The sequence below is a fragment of the Blastococcus tunisiensis genome (genome assembly GCF_900112815.1).
In the GTDB taxonomy this organism is placed as follows: domain Bacteria; phylum Actinomycetota; class Actinomycetes; order Mycobacteriales; family Geodermatophilaceae; genus Blastococcus_B; species Blastococcus_B tunisiensis.
Window position 1 is genome coordinate 148,083 of the sequence record NZ_FOND01000007.1, and the last position, 20,004, is coordinate 168,086.

18 protein-coding genes are annotated in these 20,004 nt (G+C 71.2%); 12 read left to right on the forward strand and 6 right to left on the reverse strand.

Annotation, left to right across the window (positions count from 1 at the left end):
- Positions 1–4: 4 nt before the first annotated feature.
- Complete coding sequence (locus BM142_RS11000) at positions 5–1,111, reverse strand: tyrosine-type recombinase/integrase (RefSeq protein WP_217640677.1); 1,107 nt, start codon at positions 1,109–1,111, stop codon at positions 5–7.
- Between the two features lie 251 nt (positions 1,112–1,362).
- Between BM142_RS11000 and BM142_RS11005 the strand changes: the two genes are divergently transcribed.
- From BM142_RS11005 to BM142_RS11055, 12 genes are all read left to right on the forward strand, one after another.
- Positions 1,363–2,262, forward strand: coding sequence for a type II secretion system F family protein (locus tag BM142_RS11005; RefSeq protein WP_254790791.1), 900 nt, complete (start codon positions 1,363–1,365; stop codon positions 2,260–2,262).
- A gap of 31 nt (positions 2,263–2,293) precedes the next feature.
- A complete protein-coding gene (locus BM142_RS11010) occupies positions 2,294–2,491 on the forward strand; it encodes a hypothetical protein (RefSeq protein ID WP_092198087.1) in 198 nt (65 codons plus the stop codon).
- Positions 2,492–2,626: 135 nt separating this feature from the next.
- Positions 2,627–2,971 (forward strand): TadE family protein, encoded by a 345-nt coding sequence (locus BM142_RS11015; protein WP_092198278.1) that lies wholly within the window; start codon positions 2,627–2,629, stop codon positions 2,969–2,971.
- Complete coding sequence (locus BM142_RS11020) at positions 2,968–3,399, forward strand: TadE/TadG family type IV pilus assembly protein (RefSeq protein ID WP_254790793.1); 432 nt, start codon at positions 2,968–2,970, stop codon at positions 3,397–3,399. The genes BM142_RS11015 and BM142_RS11020 overlap by 4 nt, the downstream gene beginning before the upstream one ends.
- Entirely contained in the window at positions 3,396–3,827 is a 432-nt protein-coding gene (locus BM142_RS11025; RefSeq protein ID WP_092198090.1) for a pilus assembly protein TadG-related protein, read from the forward strand. The genes BM142_RS11020 and BM142_RS11025 overlap by 4 nt, the downstream gene beginning before the upstream one ends.
- Positions 3,828–3,840: 13 nt before the next feature.
- Positions 3,841–7,053, forward strand: coding sequence for a LysM peptidoglycan-binding domain-containing protein (locus BM142_RS11030; RefSeq protein ID WP_092198093.1), 3,213 nt, complete (start codon positions 3,841–3,843; stop codon positions 7,051–7,053).
- A 155-nt stretch (positions 7,054–7,208) separates the two neighbouring features.
- Positions 7,209–7,859, forward strand: a complete 651-nt coding sequence (locus BM142_RS25665) for an iron chelate uptake ABC transporter family permease subunit (protein ID WP_417852090.1) — start codon at positions 7,209–7,211, stop codon at positions 7,857–7,859.
- A 251-nt stretch (positions 7,860–8,110) separates the two neighbouring features.
- The gene (locus BM142_RS11035; RefSeq protein ID WP_092198096.1) at positions 8,111–8,788 is read left to right on the forward strand and encodes a DUF2470 domain-containing protein; all 678 of its coding nucleotides are present in this window, start codon (positions 8,111–8,113) and stop codon (positions 8,786–8,788) included.
- A 1,166-nt stretch (positions 8,789–9,954) separates the two neighbouring features.
- Positions 9,955–10,404 (forward strand): Pycsar system effector family protein, encoded by a 450-nt coding sequence (locus BM142_RS11045; RefSeq protein WP_092198102.1) that lies wholly within the window; start codon positions 9,955–9,957, stop codon positions 10,402–10,404.
- Positions 10,405–10,409: 5 nt separating this feature from the next.
- Positions 10,410–10,565, forward strand: a complete 156-nt coding sequence (locus BM142_RS24510) for a hypothetical protein (RefSeq protein WP_175527229.1) — start codon at positions 10,410–10,412, stop codon at positions 10,563–10,565.
- 659 nt (positions 10,566–11,224) lie between these two features.
- Positions 11,225–11,797, forward strand: coding sequence for a hypothetical protein (locus tag BM142_RS11050; RefSeq protein WP_139228857.1), 573 nt, complete (start codon positions 11,225–11,227; stop codon positions 11,795–11,797).
- Entirely contained in the window at positions 11,794–12,807 is a 1,014-nt protein-coding gene (locus BM142_RS11055; protein WP_217640678.1) for an exonuclease domain-containing protein, read from the forward strand. Before BM142_RS11050 ends, BM142_RS11055 begins: the two co-directional genes overlap by 4 nt.
- Positions 12,808–12,854: 47 nt before the next feature.
- On the opposite strand, the gene BM142_RS11060 is transcribed toward BM142_RS11055, so the two are convergent.
- From BM142_RS11060 to BM142_RS11080, 5 genes are all read right to left on the reverse strand, one after another.
- The gene (locus BM142_RS11060) at positions 12,855–13,934 is read right to left on the reverse strand and encodes a patatin-like phospholipase family protein (protein WP_092198287.1); all 1,080 of its coding nucleotides are present in this window, start codon (positions 13,932–13,934) and stop codon (positions 12,855–12,857) included.
- On the reverse strand, positions 13,931–16,513 hold the full coding sequence (locus BM142_RS11065) for a ThiF family adenylyltransferase (protein WP_092198108.1): 2,583 nt from the start codon (positions 16,511–16,513) through the stop codon (positions 13,931–13,933). The genes BM142_RS11060 and BM142_RS11065 overlap by 4 nt, the downstream gene beginning before the upstream one ends.
- Positions 16,513–17,817, reverse strand: a complete 1,305-nt coding sequence (locus BM142_RS11070; RefSeq protein ID WP_092198111.1) for a ComEC/Rec2 family competence protein — start codon at positions 17,815–17,817, stop codon at positions 16,513–16,515. Before BM142_RS11070 ends, BM142_RS11065 begins: the two co-directional genes overlap by 1 nt.
- Before the next feature lie 452 nt (positions 17,818–18,269).
- Positions 18,270–19,196 carry a nucleotidyl transferase AbiEii/AbiGii toxin family protein gene (locus BM142_RS11075; RefSeq protein WP_217640679.1) on the reverse strand — a complete coding sequence of 309 codons (927 nt, stop codon included), beginning with the start codon at positions 19,194–19,196 and terminating at the stop codon, positions 18,270–18,272.
- Positions 19,193–19,765, reverse strand: coding sequence for a type IV toxin-antitoxin system AbiEi family antitoxin domain-containing protein (locus tag BM142_RS11080; RefSeq protein ID WP_092198115.1), 573 nt, complete (start codon positions 19,763–19,765; stop codon positions 19,193–19,195). The genes BM142_RS11075 and BM142_RS11080 overlap by 4 nt, the downstream gene beginning before the upstream one ends.
- Positions 19,766–20,004: the final 239 nt, after the last annotated feature.

Here is a 20,004-nt window from a genome sequence, read left to right on the forward strand (position 1 = left end):
CGATTCAACCTTCCCGGACGGTGTCGGTGACCGCGTCGCGGTTGGCGCTGTCGGTGGTGGCGCCGAAGCGGCTCAGCACGCGGCTGTTGGCCGCGGCCCACGACTGCTCGATGTGGCCGTCGTGGACGTGGATGTACTGCGTCGTCGTGGACAGCCAGCTGTGGCCCATCACTTCCTGGATGGCCTTGAGGTTCATGCCGCGCTCGTAGAGGTGGGAGGCGCAGAAGTGCCGCAGCCCGTGCGGGCTCAACCGCCCGACCCAGTCGGGCAGCCAGACCTCGACCGCGTCGCCGAGTCCAGCGCGCAACGCTTCGGGACCGATCCGGGTGCAGTGCCCGGTCATCGAGTCCCGCCGTTCGCTGGGCAGCAGCGGCGCGGACGGGTCGTTGAAGTCGTCCCCGAACTGGTGTCGCACGTCGGTGAGCCACCACTCGAGCAGGGCGTCGACCTCGTCGATCGCCGGAACGATGCGGATCTTCGGTCCCCGGCCTCGGCTGCCCTTGCCGTGGCGCACGTGCAGTTTGCCGTGCTCTCCGAGCTCGGGATGCCAGTCGCGGATGTCGAGCATGACCGTCTCGTTGATGCGCAGCCCGATCCGGCGCCACAGCGACGCGGCGAGGTAATCGCGGGCGGCCGGCAAGTACTTGCGGGCCTCCGGCAGCGCTTCGCTCCAGGCCTCGAACAACGCGGCGACCTCGTCCGCGCGCGGCGGGATCCGCGTCGAGCCGCTGGTCATGACGTTGGCCGGCCGGTTGAACTCATCGATCGGCTGGACGACGACACGATCGAACAGCGCATGGATGTCACCGGAGTAGCGGGTGATCACGAAGTCGAAGAACCGCGCCAGTACGCCGGCCTTCCCCGCCACGGTCGACTTCGCGTTGCCTCGCTCGCGACGCAGCCACCGCAGGTAGCGGTCGGCGTCGTCGACCTCGGCGGCCCACAACGGTCGGCCGAGGAACTGGGTGAACTCGAACACCACCCCGCGCTCGTTGGCGGCCGTGTCATCGGTGATGCCCGCGGCCGCCATCGCCAGGGAGTACTGGTCGATCAGCTCCTGCTCGAAGTCCTGCTCCTCGTGTGGGCTGCGCAGACTGCGCGCCGTACCCACCGACCGCACCACGGCAAGAGACACCGAACCCCCGCTTCAAGAACCACAACCAGCTATCGGGAACCTAGCGCTTCCGTCAGTAATCTTGACCGACGGTCGCACCGGGGTGTCGCGGCCCCGATCGCCGACCACGCTGGGCCTACGGCCTCACAAGGGGAATCCGAGCTAATCGAACTCGGAGCAATCGAGACAGATACCAGACGGCGGCACGCGGGCACCGAGCGTGAGACGGCGAGCGTCGGGTGAACGGCATGCAGCTGGCGTTGGTCGGCTTCGGCGCCGTTCTCGGCCTCGGGGTGTTCCTGCTGGCCCGGGCGGTGCTGGTCATCGAGCAGCCGAGGCTGGCCGACGCGCTCGCCCGCCTCGAGGGCCGGGTCGCCCCCTCTCCGGCCGGTCCCGTCGCGGGTGACTCCTGGACCCGCGTGACCGGCCGCGCCGGAGCCTGGGCCGGCGCCCGGCTGATGAATGTCGGCGTTCCGATCCCCACCCAGGCACTGGCCCTGATCGGCTGGACGCCGGAGGGGTTTCTGCTGCGCAAGGCCGGGATGGCGGCGTTCGGGGCCGGGCTCGTGCCGGTGCTGTCCGCGGTGCTGTCGGTGGCCGGCTGGCGGCTACCGGTGGTGGTGCCGGTCGCTGGGTCGCTGGTGCTCGCGGTCGGCCTGTTCTTCGTCGTGGATCTCGTCGTCCGGGATCAGGCGAAGGAGGCGCGCGGGCAGATGCGGCGGGCGCTGTGCTCCTACCTGGAGCTGGTCAGCCTGCGCCGCGACGCCAGCGAGGGCCCGACGATCGCCCTGGAACGGGCCGCGGCGCTGGGCTCGGGCTGGGTGTTCCGCCGCATCCGGGACGCGCTGGTCGGTGCCCGGCTGGCCGGCCAACAGCCGTGGGACGGGCTTCGGAGGCTGGCAACGGACACCGGCGTCGGTGAGCTGGCCGATATCGCCGACATCGCTGTCATCGCCGCCGAGCAGGGTGCCTCGATCGCCCCGACGCTGCGGGCCCGCGCCCAGTCGCTGCGGGTGGAGTTGCTGGCGGAGGAGGAGGCGCTGGCCAACACCGCCAGCGAGAAGCTCACCGCCCCGGTGGCGCTGCTGTCCATCGCGTTCCTGCTGCTGTTCCTGTATCCCGCCCTGTCCCGACTGATGGCCAGCTGACCGGCTGACTTCGACCCGAAGGGAACTCACCATGACCTCACTGATCACCACACTGCTCGGCTTGGGTGGCGCGCTGCGAGACCGGTATCGGGCGGTGCGCGCCGAGCCCGAACGGGGCTCGGTGTCGATCGAGCAGGTGATCATCACCCTGGCGTTGCTGGGTATCGCGGTTGCGCTGGTGGCGGTGATCGCCAACGCGGTCACGTCTCGCTCGAGTCAGATCCAGTAGCCATCCACCGTGTCTAGCTGCGCGCGGTCCGGCGGCCGGGGGAGGCCGCCGGCGCCCGGCTGCCCGGTGCCCGCTCGACCGCGCGCCGGGGAGGCGGCCCGGCGGCGGCTGGCCGGGGAGCGCGGGGCCGCAGCGGTGGAGCTGGCGATCACCTTCCCGGTGATCCTGCTGGCCGTGATGACCCTGATCCAAGGCGCCCTGTGGTTCTACGCCCGGTCGGTGGCCCTCGGCGCGGCCGAAGAAGGGGCGCGGGAGGGGCGGGTTCAGCCGGCCTCGGTCGAACGGGCGCATTCCGCGGCCGAGGATTTCCTGGCCCAGACCGCGCAGGACCTGCTGGTCGGCGCCGCGGTGAACGCAACCGGGTCGCCGACCACCATCGAGGTGACCGTGTCCGGGACATCGATCAGCCTGTTCCCGGGCGTAGCTGGCTGGTCGGTCGCCCAGACCGCCGTCGGACCGGTGGAGAGGCCGAGCCGGTGACCCGCGACCTGCCGCTGGCGGAGCGGGGATCGATATCGGTGGAGCTGGCCGTACTGGCCCCCGCAGTGCTGCTGTTGCTGTCTTTCGCGATCTGGGCCGGGCGGACCCAGGTCGCCGACAACGGTGTGCAGGAGGCGGCCCGGGCGGCGGCCCGGGCGGCCTCGCTCGCCGTCGACGCCGACACCGCGGTGGCGGCGGCGACCGCGCAGGCCCAGGAAACCCTTGCCCGTCAGGACCTTCGATGCCAGCGCGTGGACGTCGATGTGGACAGCGCAGGCTTCCGTGCGCCGGTCGGCCAGTCCGGGGACGTGACCGTCGCCATCACCTGCACCGTTTCCATGACCGACCTGCTCGCCCCCGGCCTGCCCGGCTCCGTGCAGATCAGCGCATCCTTCGCCAGCCCCGTCGACGCCTACCGCGAACGATGACCTCCTCACGACGTCGCGGACGCCCACGTGGTGAGCGCGGCTCATTGAGCGTCCTGATGGCCGTCCTCGTGCCAGGACTGCTGCTGATCATCGGGCTGGCCGTCGACGGCGGCGCGAAGGTGCAGGCCACGCAACGCGCGAACGCGCTCGCTGACGAGGCTGCCCGGGCCGGCGGGCAGGCCATCGACCGCTCTGCGGCACTCGCGGGCGAGGTGCGGGTCGACACCGCGGCAGCGGTCGCCGCCGCCCAGGCCTATCTGGACCGCAGCGACGTCCGCGGCACGGTCACCGTGATCGACGCCGACACCCTGTCAGTGACCACCACCATCACCGAGCCCACGATCTTCTTCGGCCTGATCGGCATCACCACCATGACCGTCGACGGCTCCGGCACCGCCGACCTCGTCACCGACCCGGCCGTGAACTGAGGAGGGGAGCCGCATGAGTGCTCGAGTGCTGGAGGCGTGCCGCCGCGTCCTCTCGCTGCTGCTTCTGCTGGCTCTCGTGGTCGGGATCCCGGTCGCGCTGTGGGTCCTGAGCCGGGCCTATCTGCCCGATCAGTTCCCGACCTGGACGCAGGTCACCGCCGCACTGTCCGGTCCGGACACCGGAGCGGTGTTCGCCGGGTTCCTGGTGGTGGTCGGCTGGGTCGCGTGGGCGGTCTTCGCGGTATCGGTGGCGGTGGAGATCCCCGCACAGCTGCGGGGTGTGCCCGCCCCCCGCCTGCCCGGGCTGGGGTCGATGCAGCAGCTGGCGGGGCTGCTGGTCGCTGCCGTTCTCGGCGTCGGCGGTGCTCCGCTGTTGTCCTGGGTCGCAGCCCCGGCCTACGCGAGTCCTCCGCTCGTCTCCGAGCAACCCGCCGCCCCGGTCGAGGAGCCGGCAGCGACCGGCAGCTCCGTCGGGCAGGCCGGTCCGGACGCCGCGGCAGCGCCCGGGCCGCAGTACACCGTGCAGCCGCGGGACACCCTGGGCCGGATCGCAGCGCGGACCCTCGGCGACTGGGAACGGTTCGACGAGATCTTCGAACTCAATCGCGGTCGGCCGCAGCCTGACGGTCGGGAGCTGACCGACGCCCGAGTGATCCGCCCCGGCTGGGTCCTGACTCTCCCTGCCGACGCGGCGTCGCAGCCCGCTGCGGTCGCCGGCCAGGTGGTGGTCGAGTCCGGGGACACGCTGTCGGAGATCGCCGAGGAGGAGGGCCTGCCGGGGTGGCGGCCGATCTTCGTCCTGAACGCCGGCGAGCAGCAGCCGGGTGGGCGCTTGTTCACCGACCCGCACCTGATCTTCCCCGGCCAGGTGCTGGACATCCCCGGAGATCCCCAACCGGACGAGGAAGGCCCCGCCACCTCTGAGCCGGAGGCTCCGGCTCCCGCCGAGCCGTCGGTGCCGCCACCCACGACGGATGCCCCGCCGACGGAGCAGCCGGCGACGCCATCGCGAGCCGGTGACGCCGCCGAGCAGAGCACCGACCCGGGTGAGGAGTCGCCCACCGGTCTGGCGGCGACGCTGGCCGGGGGAGGAGCACTGCTGGCCGCCGGGATCGGCGCGGCGCTGCTGGTGCAGCGGCGGCAACGGCTCCGCCGCCGCCGGGCTGGCCGCATGCTGGCGCCCACCCCGCCGACGCTGATCGGTGCCGAGGCGTCGGTGCTGGTCGCGGCGTCCGCCGGCGTCGCCGACTTCACCGCGCTGGACGTGGCGCTGCGCAGCCTCGCCGTCGCCCTCTCCGACCAGCCCGGCGCCCAGTTGCCCGACGTCGTCGGCGCCCGGCTGTCTGGGCACCGGCTGGACCTGCGGCTGCACGCCCCCACGGCGTGCGGCCCGCCGCCGCCGTGGACCGCCGATGAGACCGGGTGGTGGTGGTCCCTCGACCTCGCGGCGGACATCCCTGTGGACCCGGACCGGGCACGCGGCCGCCTGGCGCCCTATCCGGGGCTGGTCAGCGTCGGCAGTGAAGGCGGGCAGCGGTGGCTGCTGGACCTGGAGCGGATCGGCATCCTGAGGCTCAGCGGCCCGCTCGAGCGGTGCGAGGATTTCGCCCGGCACCTGGCCGCGGAGCTGGCGGTCAACAGCTGGTCGGATCTGCTGCACGCGACGGTCGTCGGCTTCGGCACCGAGCTGGTCGACCTCAACCCTGAACGGCTCCGCCACGCCGAGGACCTGGTATCCGTCGTCGCGACTCTGCACGCCACGCTGCGCCAGTACACGGACGGTGCCGACACGAGGCGGGACGCTGTCCTGGACGGCCGGCTGCACGCGACGGCCGGAGACGGGTGGATGCCCGAGATTCTCCTCGTTGCTCCGGACGCGGGCGGCGGCGATCGCGACCTGGCGGTGTTGACCGCCGCCATGCACCAGCACGGTGACCGCACCCCCCTTGCCGTGGTGCTGGGCGAGGAGCCGGGCGCCCCGGCCGAGGGATGGCTGCTGACCTTGACCGACGATGGTCGCCTGCTGATCCCCGGACTGGACCTGAGCTTGCAGGCCCGGCAGCTAACCGCGCAGGAGGCAGCCGACATCGCCGCACTCCTGGCATTCGAACGCGGCGCCGACGACGCGGCAATCCCCGCTGCCGCCGGCGACCAGCCGTGGCAGACCTATACCGACGCGACCGGTGCCCTGCTCGAGAACGTCACCCTGCCGCGGGGCCCCGACCGCAACGGGGAGGGCCCGGCCGGGGTCGCCGCCGCGGCGGCGCGCGCACAGTGGACGCCGGCCGTCCCAGGCTCGGTGCTGCCGCAGGACACCGGCATCTACGTGCAGTCCTCGGCGGTCACGGTCGAGGACGTGGAGGCGCTGGCACGGCGGGCCCCGACAGACTTGAGGGACCGTGTCGAGGACGACCTTGAGCAACTGGACCGCGACCTCGCCGACTGGTGGGACCCGGACTGCAGCTGGCCGCGGCTCACGCTGCTGGGACCGATCGCCTTGCGCGCCCACGGTGACGAGACCGCAGTCGTCAAGTCGGGCCTCCGGCGCCGGTATGAAGAAGTGGTCGCCTACCTCGCCACCCGTACCCACGGTGCGACGGGGGACGAGGCGGCCGCGGCGCTGCGCCCGGACATGGCGGACCCGGTGACCGCCCGGGCGTACGTCCACCGGGTCGCGGCCGGTGCCCGCGCCTGGTTAGGGACCGATCCGGTCACCGGGGAGAAGTATCTGAGCTCCGGTCACCGCGGCGCCTATTCGCTACGCAACGTGCTGGTCGATGCCGAGCTGTTCCGCCAGCTGCGCTGCCGCGCGGGGGTGCGCGGCGGCGACGGGATCCGTGATCTGTCGGCAGCCCTCGAGCTGGTGTCGGGACTCCCGTTCGGTCAGCGGCCGTCGGGCTACGAGTGGCTGCAGGGGCTGGATCTGGCCTACACAGCGGGAGTCTGCGACGTCGCGCACCTGGTCGTCACCTCCGCACTGGCCGACGGGGATCTCGAAACGGCCCGCGCCGCCAGCCAGACGGCGCTGCTGGTGGCACCCGAGGACGAGAAGGTACTCGTCGATGCGATGTGGGTCGCGTTCCGAGACGGGAACCAAGCCGAGGGCGAGGCATTCGTCGCCCGGATCGTGGCCGTCAACGACGGTGAGGACGAGATGGACCTGCACATGAGCACGGCAGAAACGATCGCCCGAGCTCGCCGAGAGTTCGTCGCCCGCGCTTCCTAGGCAAAGTGCTCACCGCCGACGGCTGAACGAGGCGCCGCCCTCGGAAACGCGATCCCCCCTGACCACGTAGCGATCGCAATACGGGACCCGTCGCACAAGTCCTTGATGATCGCGCCGGTGGCCGCGGACAGAGTGGCGCCGGTGTGGCGGAGTTCGTGGGGTCGGACCGCCGGCAGGCCGATGGCGTTGGCGGCGCGACGAACAGTCAGTTCCAGTTGCTGTGGGGGCAATCTCCTGGCCGCGCCCTCGCTGCTGGCATCACCGGCGGCGCCACCCTCGGCGCTCTGGCTGTGCTGATCGCGCTGCCCTCGATCCCGGTTGTCCGGGTGCCCGCGGTCGCCTTCGGCGGCGCGTTGCCGCCCGCTCAGGTGGTGTACGCCTTGGTCTGGGGAGAAGGCAGCTCACCCGGGGCCATGGTGCCGGTGTGCGTGGCCATCTCGGCGTTCGCGGCGGCGCGACCGACGCAGTCATCCTCGCCGCGGAGGTCCGCACGGCCCAGGAGCTGGGCCGGCGCTCGACGTAGCACGCGCACGTGGGCGTCAGGGGGACGCGGAGCGCGTGGCTGCGACGCAGTTTGGGCCGAGGGCGTTCACGCCACCTCGGCCTTGTTAGGTTCGCCTTACCTCACCGGAGACGGAGCCGCTGTCATGGATGCTGGGACGGACACCCGGCCCCGGTTCGGTCGAGGAATGGCGTCCGACGCCGGCGGAGGGGGTTCGCACCGTCGCTTGCACCGGGGCGCGCGGGGCTGCCGGGAGGTCCGCCTGGCCTTCGCCCGGCCGGTGGCCTGTACCCGTGACCTCTAGCTAGATGGCCATGGAGCAGCTGCTGCCCACAGCCCCGTCGGCGCCGACGTCGGGACGCCGCTTGCCTGACTGGCATGGAGCGGTAGGAGATGGCATGACCGAGCGGAACAGCCATCGCGCCATCGTTGCGGCACTGGCGGCAGGGACGACCTGCCCGCTGACCCTCCAGGTGCTACCGCCGCCGCTGGCGGTAGCCGGGGCCGTCCTTGGCGGCGTGGCCACGGCCTTCCTGCTCTTCCGGACCGAGGCCGGTGGAGGAAGGAACCGACGTGGATTCCCATGAACTGGGGCTGGCCGCCCGCACAGGCTTGCACCGTGCGACCAGCGGAGCCCTGACGACGTTCCCCCGTCATGCCGCCCGACCGCACCTGACCAACGTCGCGATCAGCGCCTGCAACGACGGCAGCGCCGTTGTCCTGCTGCGGCCCGATGCACCCGCCGCCGGACATCTGCGGGCACTTCCCTTCGCCGCCGTCACGGTTGCGGCCGCCGGCTGCCCGCGGGTGACGCTGCAGGGCGGCGCACAGCGACTGCCCGACACGGACCAAGTCGGCCGGGTCGCCTACAGGGTGGAGCCCGGCACCGTGCGCATCGGCGATGACGGGATGCCGGTGCCGATCGCTGCCTACATCGCGGCCCGCCCCGCCCTGCCCGACAGTGCTCCCGCCGTGCTGGCCCACCTGCGCTGCCCACACCACGCCGAGCAGCTGGCTGCGTGCTTGCGCGCCCTGGGCCACGACGCTCGGTTCGCGGAAGCCACCGAACTCGACGGGCAGGGGATGACCGTCGTCGCGGCCGACCCCACCGGCGTCAGCCGCATCCGGCTCACGTTCCCGACCCCCATCTCCAGGCTGGAAGATCTGCCCGCGGACCTGTACGTCCTGCTGACCTGCCGATGTGGCGACCGGTCCAGGCGGGGCCGCCGGTGACACTCCCCGGTGCGCCGCTCCCCTCGGCCACTCCTTCCTGCGCCACCGGCTGGCTGCGCCGACGTTCGTCGAGGGCGGTCTGGCGGAAGGGGTCTCCCGACCTGCTCGGCAGGCCGTACGGACCGCAGTTGCCAAGAGGACGAGGATGGCCCGCAGATGATCCACGCCGTGGGCATCGGCCGAGGACCGGAGCGGGGCCGGCGCCGGCATGCCGGCGGACTGGAAAGCTAGGTGAGCGCGTCCGCGCCCGGGCTCCTCCCGGTCGTCGACGTCGACCTACCGCCGGGAGAGGGACCGCAGAGCTCGTCGAGGGACTCGACCACGTCGGCGACGAGCACGCCGACACCGTCCTGCTTGTGGCCCGCGGGCTCGGCGGACTGCCGGACGCCCGCACGGCCGAGGTGGTCGGGGTCCCCTTGGCCGCCCCGGTCAGCTCGGTCGAGGGGAGGTGTACGCCGCATTGATGGGGCTGGTCGGCGCGGCCCGATCGGCTGTTGGCACCGCCGAGCCGCTCACCTCGATCGAGCAGGAGGCCGCCGAGACGCAAGGGATGGCGACCGTGCCCGCGACGGTGGTGGCCACTCGCCTGCTCTCGCCCGAACCTGCTCGAGGTCGCCTTGGCGGGGCTGGCCCTTTGCGGTGGCGGGGCGGCGACGAGGGGACGGTGAGCAGCCGCTTCGCCGCTGCCGAACCCGGCTCGCCCGTCGCGGTGTGGGGCTGGACGGTCTGCCGCACGGCCACCCCGCGGTCGTCGTCGCCGAGACCGTGAACGCCGACCACGAGATCGTCCTCGCCGCGCAGTGCTGTGGTCATGGCAGAAACAGCCCAGTTTAGGTCAGCCTAACCAGGGGCCCTGCGCTCCTCATCAGAGCTTGTCGCGGATTTCCGGCGGAGATGTGCGCCGCCGCTGAGCGACACTCCTCGACCGCCGGTTCTGGTGAGCGACACTTCGCTCCGACGACACGGCCCTCGATCGAGACTGGAGCGAGGTCGCGCTCATCGCCGTCGGGGACGCATCCCCAGTCGTGGGGCAGCTGTGAGCCCAGCAGTGGACGGGGCTCGCCGTGTCCGCGGGCGTGACCCCGGCTCGGCACGGGCTTCCCACAAGCAGCACCTACGGGTCTTGCAAGTGACCGAGCGGCTGCTGTCGCTACTTTGTAGCTGCCATGGCTGCCACCTCGTCCCTTGAACTGCTGCACGCCGAGATCACTGCGGAGCTGGCAGCTCAGGAACGGCACGCGTCCGCCATCGACGCCAAGGCCGGCGTTCTTCTCGGCTTCGCCGGCGTCTTGGTCGGCCTCAGTGTGGGGAACCTGGACGGTTTGCCCGCCAACGTTGCCGCTGGCGCAGCAGGACTTGCCGCCTTCTTTGCGGGTTGGGCCACATTGCCCCGCTCGTTCCCGACGCTCAACGCCCGAAAGCTGCGCGACAAGTACCTCGGTGCCGAAGAGGGCTTCACACGGCTGCGCCTCTTGGACACGCGCATTGCGATCTACACCCAGACCCGCGCGATCTTGAAAGTGAAGGCGCGTCTCGTCACCGCAGCGACCTTCTTCCTTGGCTCAGCTGTGATCTTGACCGTGATTGCCGGTATCCTTGACAACCGAGGGAGGTAGAGCTGATGACTGACGCGGCCACCGCAACGCAGGCACCTGCAGCTAGCGCACCTCCGGCCTTCGAGCCTGACGTAGAGCTGATCGACCACCTTGAAGGCAACGAGCGAGCCATCAAGCGTTACCGCGACCATGCCGAGTCGCAGCGCGAGAAAGGCGCGTGAGGATCAGTCGCGTGGCATCTGAGCCCGAGCCACAGGGACCGGAGCCCATGCCGGCGGCTGCGACCCAGCCTGAGGCCGCTCCGCCGTACGAGCCCGACATCGCACTGATCGACTATCAGAAGCGGGACGGCAGTGACGGCCGCTCGATCGAGACCCGCTAAGCGCACCTTCTGACCTATCCCAGCCACGATCGCTGCGCTTCCGCGCTGACGGTCCGTGCCCAAGGTCGGCCTCAACTCGCCGGCTTGGAAGACCATCCCGAGCTAGTACCTCGCCGCCACGGAAGGCGCAACTCGCGTGGTCCTGCGCTGGCGGGGTCCAGGCGCGAGTGGCCGGAACCCAGCTCGCGGTGTTCGGCACGGTCTATGCGTCGAGCAGCGGATCGGCAAACTGGAAGGTCGCCGCGGCGCAGCGCTTCGTAGGCGAGGTGTGGGCCGAGCGCTGCGCGGAGCCGGAAGGCGTCGACGATGTTCCGTGGCAAGGGCATCGGCCACCGGTGCTGGTGATCAACGTCAGGTCGAGTCAATCTGGGGCAGTTTGCGCGCTGTCCCCCGCACAGCACGCAATGGCACCCTCCCAGCTGCATTCACCACGGCCGCTCGTCCCGCTCCCTCGTCACCGTTGCGATACGGTGCGTCACCGCATGTGGGGGAGGGGATATGAACGAAGGCAGTTCTGTGCTGGCGGTCGTCGACGCGATGGATGGCGTTCCGGTCGTCTGGTGGGTGGATCTGGGCCCACGGATCGCCGGCATATCCCGGCTGTGTGGCGCCTGGGTCGTCGACGGCGCCGATCCCGCGAGGACGCTGCAGGCGCTGACCGCGACCCGTGTGACCCTGTCCACCGTCGACGGGGAGCAGGCACTGAAGGAGCATGAGGGGGCCACCGAACGGGTGCTCGACCTAGAGGCGACCGTCACCTCGGTGGTCGCCGTCCGGGACGGGCTGCAGACCGCCTACGAGGAGGCGGCCACCACGAAGAAAAGCCTGACCCCGCCGCGGTGGTCGGCGCTGCCCGAGCCGTTGGACATCGAGGCCGCGGAGGCCGCCGCGGGTGATCCTCGGACGGCGCGCGCCCTGGGTATCGCCCGGTGGCTCAACGACCTGTGCCGGGCCTGGGACGCCGTCGAGGACGAGCGGCTGAAGCGTTCTTACATGCGTCCGCTCGGTGGCCCAGCCGAGCGGGCGCTGCCGGCCGTCATCCGGGACGCGCAACCGGGCGTCGCGGCGTGACCGGGCTGCTGCCGCCCCCCCGGCCGGCGCTGGATGACCGCACCGGTCCGGGAGCCGACGGGCTGGACTTCGTCGCGATCGACGTCGAGACCGCGAACGCCCGCCGCGGCTCCATCTGCGCGATCGGCGCGGCCGTCGTCCGCGACGGCGCCGTTGTATCCACCCACTCGTGGCTGACCCGGCCGCCGGCGGGCCTGGATCACTTCGACGGCATCAACGTCGCCCTGCACGGCATCACGCCGGACATGGTGGCCGACCAGCCGACCTTCGCCGTGCGGCTGGACCAGCTGCTCGAGGTCACCGGTGGGCTGCCGTTCGTTGCGCACAACGCCGCCTTCGACATCGGGGCGCTGCGTGAGGCCTGCGTTGCCGTCGACCGGGAGTGGCCGACCACCGATTACGCATGCTCGCTCATCATGGCCCGGCGGGCGCTGGACCTGATCTCCTATCGCCTGCCGATGGTCGCCGCTGAGTGCGGCGTGGCCCTCGCCGCCCACCACGAGGCCGGCTCGGACGCGCTGGCCTGCGCCCACGTCGTCCTGGAGATCGCCCGCCGCCGGGGTGCCGACAACCTCGGCGGTCTCCTTACCGGGCTGCAGGTGCTCACTGGGCGGCTGGAGGCCGCCGCCTGGCAAGGCTGCCGGAGCACGTCGTCCTACACGGGACCGCAGCTGCCCGACGTCGCGGCCGACGCCGACCCGGAGCACCCGCTGTACGGGCAGGTCATGGTCTTCACCGGTGCGCTGAGCATCCGCCGCCAGGATGCCTGGGACACCGTCGCTCGCTGCGGCGCCGTCGTGGAGAAGGGCGTCAACAAGCGGACGACGATGCTGGTCGTCGGCGACGGGTTCGCCGGTCATGACCCGGCGGACTTCTGGACCGGCAAGGCGGCGAAGGCGGTGCACTGGCGGGAGAAGGGCCACCGGATCGAGGTCCTCACCGAGGGCGATCTCATCGACCTCCTCGCCGAGACCCGTACCTCCGGCGTCCGGGACGTGGTGCCCGCCTGAGCCATACCGTTGCGGCAGGTGGTCTTTCCGGCAGCGCTGCAGCGCGATCAGCCGAGAAGGGCCGGGCAGTAGTGCTGCAGAAGGAGTCGGGTCAGCTGCTCCCCACGGCTGGTGATGGCGTCGAGGTTCTCGCGGCTCATCTTCTTGAAGTTCGTCCCGTACTGGTTCACCTGCTCCATCGGCACCAGACCGGGGGCGGGCATGGGCAGCCGGCGGTCCCGCATGCCCAGGTAGGCGTGAACGAAGCCTCGAATCTGTCCGGTGCTCCGAGCGGCGTGCAGCCGTGCCCGGGTGCCGTCCTGGGTCTTGCGGTAGGTGATGTCGAAGCTGCGCATCAGGCGGAACGGCAACACCCTGGCCCTGGATGCCCCCCGCTCCTGGCGGCCGGCGTCACAGGCGACGATGTAGTCGAGCGGGTACACGTGATCGCTGAAGCGCGGATTCCGGCCGGGCTCGAGCACGGACAACCCCAGGTTGTCGTACACGCCGCCGTCGGTCAGCGCGAGCCGTTGCTGCTGAGTCTGACCTCCGCGCTCGAACGTGTACGTCCTCTGCACGGCAGGGAACGCGAGTGGGAATGCGGCGCTGGCGGCGACGGCCTCCGCGACGCGGATGGGCTCGACGATGCGACCGTACGTGGAGAGGGAGCTGAGGTCGCTGCCGAACCGGACCGCGCGGGAGGTGATGAGGTCCGTGGCGGAAAGGACCGTCGAGAGCCCGGCGTACGTGACATCGGGTAGGTACTTGTCGCCGAAGGTGCAGTCGGTCAGGAGAGCGGCGAGCACGTCGGTGCGGTTCCGGCTGGGCCGCACGCGCCCGTCGGGACGGGCGGCCGCGATGAGATCGACACCCCTGCGCGCAACGCGCACCGGGGACAGGGTCCTCGTGGTGAGCTCCAACTGGAGCCCGCGTCCGAGAAGTTCGACGACCTGACCATCGAACTCCTGGAAGGTCGACGGCCCGTAGGCCCACAGCGCCGCGAGCAGGCTTCCACCGCTGATACCGCTGACCACCGTCACCTTGGACAGCACGCCGGTGTCGTGCAGAGCGCGCAGGCAGCCGAGGCCGAACGCGGTAGCGCGGAACCCGCCGCCGGACAGGGCGAGGCCGACCCGATCGGTGGTCATCGGCTCCCACCAAGCCACCGTCGCCACCACGGCACTCCGTGCGGCTCGATGGACTCCCGCACCCGGAAGTACTTGCCCGGCGGCAGAGCCGGTTGCTGCGGCGGAGGTCCGCTGGAGTCCGCACGGTGAACGACGCGCAGATACAGCTGCGGCGGCGGTGTCCGATCGGCGCCGTCCCGCCAGCCGGTCCAGGCCGGGTCATGGCCGCCCACGATCAGCATGAGGCAGCGAGGGGGCCCGCCCAACGCGGGGGTGACGAGGTTCGCCATGCCCGTCTCGTCCGTTCGGCTCGGCCTGGCCGGCCCGTCAGGGTGGGTGTGCCACATGCCCACGAACGACGTGATCTTGCCCGTTGTCCGTGCGTAGTGCTCGACCAGATCCTGGGAGCCCTCGATGCCGTGCCGGAAGTGCACCGCGCTGCACAGGCTGTCCGGGGTGGGTGGTGTGGCGTCGTCGATGTACACGACCCCGGCCGCCTCGTCGATCTGACCGAGGAGCATCCCGCCCGTTTCGATGTCCGGCCCGCGGAGGCGCGCACCACGGCGGACCTCGGCGCGGATGGTGCCAAGCGCGATCTGGCTGACCCGGACCTGGAAGGCCCCGTCGACCGTGGCCTGGACGCAGTCCTCGGGCCAGCCGATCCATGTGGTCCCCGTCGTGCCGTGCGCGTCGTCGTCCGTGGGCTCGAGCCGGATGGCCCCGGCGGCCATCGGGAGGCATGGCGCCCCCGGGAGACGGCCGGCCAGGGCATCCAGCCCCGCGCTGAGGAGGGCCGCGGCGAGCGCGGTGGACTCGACGTGGGAACCGGTGAAGGTCGGCGCTGAGCAGCCAGGCTCGGGGAGGAAGACGTCGGTCCGTGCGCTGCGCGGGTAGAGGTCGGTGGCCACGTCGGGGAGCTGGGCCGCGTGGCTGCCACGTGCGGCGATGCCCAGCCGGCGCAGCACGTCATCGCCACCGCCGGAGGCGCCGGGGCGGGAGACAGCGATAACTCCGCGACGCGCGCGGTGCCCGACCAGGACCGTCAGCAGTGCGGGCCACGTGCCCGATGTCGTCGCTCGACGCCGTTCCAGGGCGGAACGGACAGCGGCATCGGCGGTGGCGTCGATGATCAGGTCGAAGCGGTCGTCACCTTCGGCTGGTAGCCGCGACACGTAGCCGACGGCGTCCTGGCTGCCCCCGGTGACCCGGCAGCCGGGGTAGCAGTCGGGGTTGATGAGGCGCAGGCGTTCGGCGAGCACGAGGGCCTTGGGACGGCCGATGTCCCGGTCCATGTACGGCTGTCGGACGAGGATGCCGGGGGTGATAACACCGTGGTCGATGACGGTCACGTCGCTCGCGCCGGCACGCACCACCGCCTCGGCGACGGGCGCGCCCAGCGCGCCGCACCCGAGGACGAGGACACGCTGGCCTCCCAGCCAGGTGGCAGAGCTCTCCGCGTCCCGGCGCCGCGTCGTCTCCGGTCGGTCCTCGAACACGCGGGCCCAGCGCACCGGGTCTGTATCGAGCCAGTCCAGACCCAGCTGGTTGAGCCGGTCGCGGTTGTCGTGGCGCTTCCGCGACGTCGTCATCAGCTTGCCGAGCCGACCGGTGAGCTTTCCGGTGAGCAAGTCGATGCGCCAGGCGACCAGGTGAGCGACCCGTTCGCCCGGTACGACCTCGCGCGAGGGTGTACCGACGATCACCATCTGCGGCACGGCCCCGGGCCCGTGCGGCCACTCCTCGCCCTCGGGCGGGGTCGGCACACCCCGCTGCTTCGCCACCAGGACGTTGCCGTAGGCCACGCCCGCCATCAGAGCGAGCAGTTCCTCTCGAGGGAGGCCCTGCTGCTCAAGTCCGCTCAGCAGGTCGCCCCCATGGTGGGGGTACTCGAAACCGATGTCGCCGGTCAGGACCACGGCCGCCGCGGCGACCAGGTGCCTGCCGTTCGGTCCCTTCGGGGGGCCGCCGGCGGAGACGCGCTTTCGGTACTCGGACGCATCCATCCAGTTGATGACGTCGAGCCGCTCGCCGTTCCGGCTGTCCTGGGTGCACAGGGCGACCAGCAGCGCCGGCCCGTTCGTGGAGGGGCTGCGCCATGGCACCCGATCGCCGAGATCGGCCCGCACCACCAGGCTGCCCGAGGCGCCGGAGGTGTAGGCAACGGGCGGGTGCAGCGGGACGCCGTTCGCGTCGAGGGTGTCGGCGGCGGCGCGCTCGAGCCACAGCAGCAACCGGTCGACGAGACCACGCATGCCGTCGCTGGGTGCCCACTCGGTGGACGGCGCGGCGTACAGGCACAGCTGATAGCCCCACTGGACGTGCGGCGTGCCCGCCCACCGTCGGTGCCGGACCTGCACGATCGGTGGCGCGAACGGAAAGTCATCCCGGACGATGAGGAGGAACGTCTCCCGCTGGCGCAGGTGGATGCCCGGGCCTGGCTCCCGACCGTCCAGCGGAATGGACATCAAGATCTCCAGCTGCCGGGAAGCGCGGCCGTAGGTGACACGAAGCACCTCTAGTCCGCCGTGGCCGGCGGCGAGGGCCTGGAGTTGCTCGAGGGCCAGGCGCTGCCCATCGCTCCACGCGGCGGGGTCGGTCATCAGCGGCCGAAGCCGACGACTCCGGACGGTGCGGTCTGGCCGCCGCGCTGCTCCTGGACCCGCTCCCGAACCCGTGCGATTCCGGGCTGCGCCGACGGTGCAGCGCGCCCCCGCCCGCGCCAGCGCTCGGCACCGTACGCGGCGGTCGCGGCAAGGGCCGCAGCCGCCGCGACCTTCCCGAGGCGGTTCGGCGAGGGCCCGAATGCCTTCACCACACTGCGGGCGGACTCCTCGACGACTGCCGGGTCCAGCAGGCGCGCCCCCGTGGGGTCGACTTCGAAGACGATCGGCACCGGCGCTGTCGCCGAGCCGTGCTCCATCGTGCAGATGAAGTCGTCCGTGATCTCCTCGTAGCGATCTGCGGCGGCCCGATGTGGCGGATTCGCGCCGTCGGTGTCCGTCACCGGCACCGGATTGCTGCTGCTGACGATGGTCGACCACGTCTTGGCGTTCTTCTCGATCGCCTCCAGGACGTCGACCTTCAGGTCGCCGTCCACGTACATGACGGACTTGCTGCAGTGGTGCGGTGCGAGCAGGACGTCCCACGCGAGCCGCTCCGACCGACCGGCAGCCTCGCTGTAGTCGAAGATCTTCACGATCGTCTCGTAGGCCAGGTCGCCGAACAGCAGGAACTGCCCGACCCCGTCGCCGTCGATCAGAGTGACCTGCATGGCGACGGAGGTGTCGTTGCGGGTCTTCGCGCAGTCGTCCTTGAACGGTGCGTGCAAGAACGCCTCGAACCGGCCGGTGCAGTCGACGCCGTCCAGGATGGTCACCACCTGGCCAGGGCCGGACCGGTACTTGTCCGGCAGGTCGGCGTAGCCGTGGAAGTCCCCGTCCCTGTCGTGGCCGACGATCCGTACCCGGTCGCCGCTCTCGGGTTCTTCGCCCCTCTTGGCCGCGGCCCGGGTCGCGGCCACCCGGCGCTCGGCCTCATCGTGGAACGCCTGGGCGGACTCGCAGATCTCCGCAGAGGGATCGTCCTCGAGCTCACGCCACAATCGCGGCGTCGCCCACAGCTCCCCGATCGTGACTCTCGACAGCAGGTCCTCGAAGCCGCAGCAGTGGTCCTTGTCGGCGTGGGTCAGGACGAACACCGCGAGATACGGGCGCCCGTCTCGCTGCGGCAGCGCCTCGACGAGCCGGTCCACGACCGCGATCTCAGGTGTGTCGTCCTGGTCGGCCTTGGCCATGTCGCGCAGGTCGACCTGCACGACGGTCTGGTCGTCCACCACGATCGTGGTGCTGTCGCCGCTGCCGACCGGCCAGAACACGACACCGCGCTGGGTCAACATCTCTGCCATCGAGCTCTCCCGTGGATCGGGTGACCGCGCGGGCCTCCAGAGTGGGCCGGGCGGATCGGAAAGTGACGTCCGGGCCACCGTAGACACGAGGTACGACATCTAGCCGCGATCGGTGATGATCATGGCGGGCGCTGCGAGGAGGTGGGGACATCGACGGAGTGAGCGCCGGCAGCACCCGAGCATGGTTGGTGGGCAGTCCGGGCAGTCGACCTTGATGGCGCCGACTGCTCGCAGGTGATCGGCTCACCATGTCTGGGCCCACATGTCAGTGCCGCATGTGGCACACGCAGGTTGTGGGTCCTTCTTTCTCTGGACCCCGGCCGGGTCGTTTCCAGGAGAATCGGCGTTCCGCGACGTCGCGGCGCCAGCGGTGGTGGTGGTCCGGGCCGGGGCCGGCGGTGAGGGACGGGGCGGGGCGCGCGGTCGGCAGGGTCTCTCGTGTGGTGCTGTGCTCACGGGGTCCAGGTGCGAGTGGCCGGAACCCAGGTGGCGGTGTCCGGCACGGTGGATGCGTCGAGCAGCGGATCGGCGAACCGGAAGGTGGCCTCGAGCAGGTCGGCGAACTGGTCGGGCAGCCGGTCCTGCAGGTGTTGGCGGTCCCGCCACCGGCGGTAGCGGGTCTGGGCGAGTTCGGCGTACCCGTCGAGGAGCGCGCGCAGGGGCGGCAGGTCCGTGCCGCGGTGATGGGCCACGGCGAGGATGGCCTGTCGTGCGGCCTGCGCGGTGCAGCCGTGTGCGCCGGTCAGCAGGTAGATGTCGCCGAAGTCGCGCCAGCGGGTGCTCGCGGTGCCGCGCTGGGCGGCGGTGACGACCTTCTCGGCGAGCACCATGGGGATCGGGTAACCGAACAGGTCGATCTGGCCGCCCAGCAGGCGCGGGACGTGCACCCTCTCCGGCTGCGGCCAGATCGGGTCGCCGACGTTGACATCGACGTGGAAGGTCTCGTTGGCGGTCGCGAGCTGGGCGCGCAGGGTGACGCGGACCCCGCTGTACTCGTCCTCGTCTCGGATGGATTCGGCGTGCACGTTGGAGGTGTCGAACTGGAGTCCGTCGTCCTGGTCGGAGGGCAGGACGGTCTGGGCCACGTCGATGACCAGTTGGCGGATGTGGTCGATCTCCCGGGACTGGGCGAGCGCGGCGAAGTCGATGTCGGCGGTCGGGCGGCGCAGGTCGTAGGCGGCCAGCAGCACACCTCCTTTGAGGACGAGGGCGTGGACATGTGGGGAGGCGGCGAGCCGGGTGAGGAACCCTTCGAGCGCGTACAGGCGCAGGTACTCGGCGGTGGCCCGGCCGGCCTTTTTGGCTTCCGACCGCAGGTCCAGGTAGGCGCGGCCGTCGGGGGTGGCGCGGGTGGCGGAGGTGCGGCGTGGCGCGGTCACAGCAGAACCTCCAGGGCCTGCCGCAGCGACGAGGTCGCTCGGGGAAAGGACTTCGCCACGCGGAGCAGTTCGACCGGCTGTCCGCCGCGGCGCAGCCAGCGGCGCAGCGCCTCGTAGGCGAGGTCCGGGCCGAGCGCTCCGCGGAGCCGGAAGGCGTCGACGATGGTGCGTGGAGCGTTGTAGAGGCCGATCTGCGTGTCGTCGTCGAGTGCCAGTCGGTCACGGCCGATGTGAAAGGTCGTCGTCGAAAAGCTGTGCCACCGGACCGGAACGTCGACGTGCGGGTGCCACGTGCCGCGCGGCAGCGCGACGTCGTGTTCGGCCGGGATGGTGTCGGTCAGCCCGTGCTCGGCCAGCGCCGACGTCAGGCAGAGGGTGGCTTGGGGGGCTCGTTCGGCGATCGTGAGCAGGTCGAGGTCGACCAGGGGTGCGCTGGTTTGGCGGTACAGCCCATGACCGATCGCTTCGACCTCGCCGCGATCCCGCAGCCGGTACAGCTGGTGCTTGGTGAGGCCGGCCGCGCGTGCCTGTGAGTAGGTGAACGTCGCCGGAAGGTCGCCGTGGGCCATCTGACCTCCTCGGAACTAATCCATACAGACAGGGTCTAACTGTAAAGGAAAGTTCCGTCGGGTCGGAGGTGTGCGGGGTCGGCACGCGGGAGGCTCCCACCCTGTCCAGCAGAGCCGAGCGCGCGGGCCTGCGGCGGCGGTTGCCGCACTGGCAGGAGAACGATTCTCCAGTAGTCGACCATCGACCGGTGGGAAGGGTAAACCACGTCCGCCCGTGGGTCGGCTCCAGCTGTGGTGGG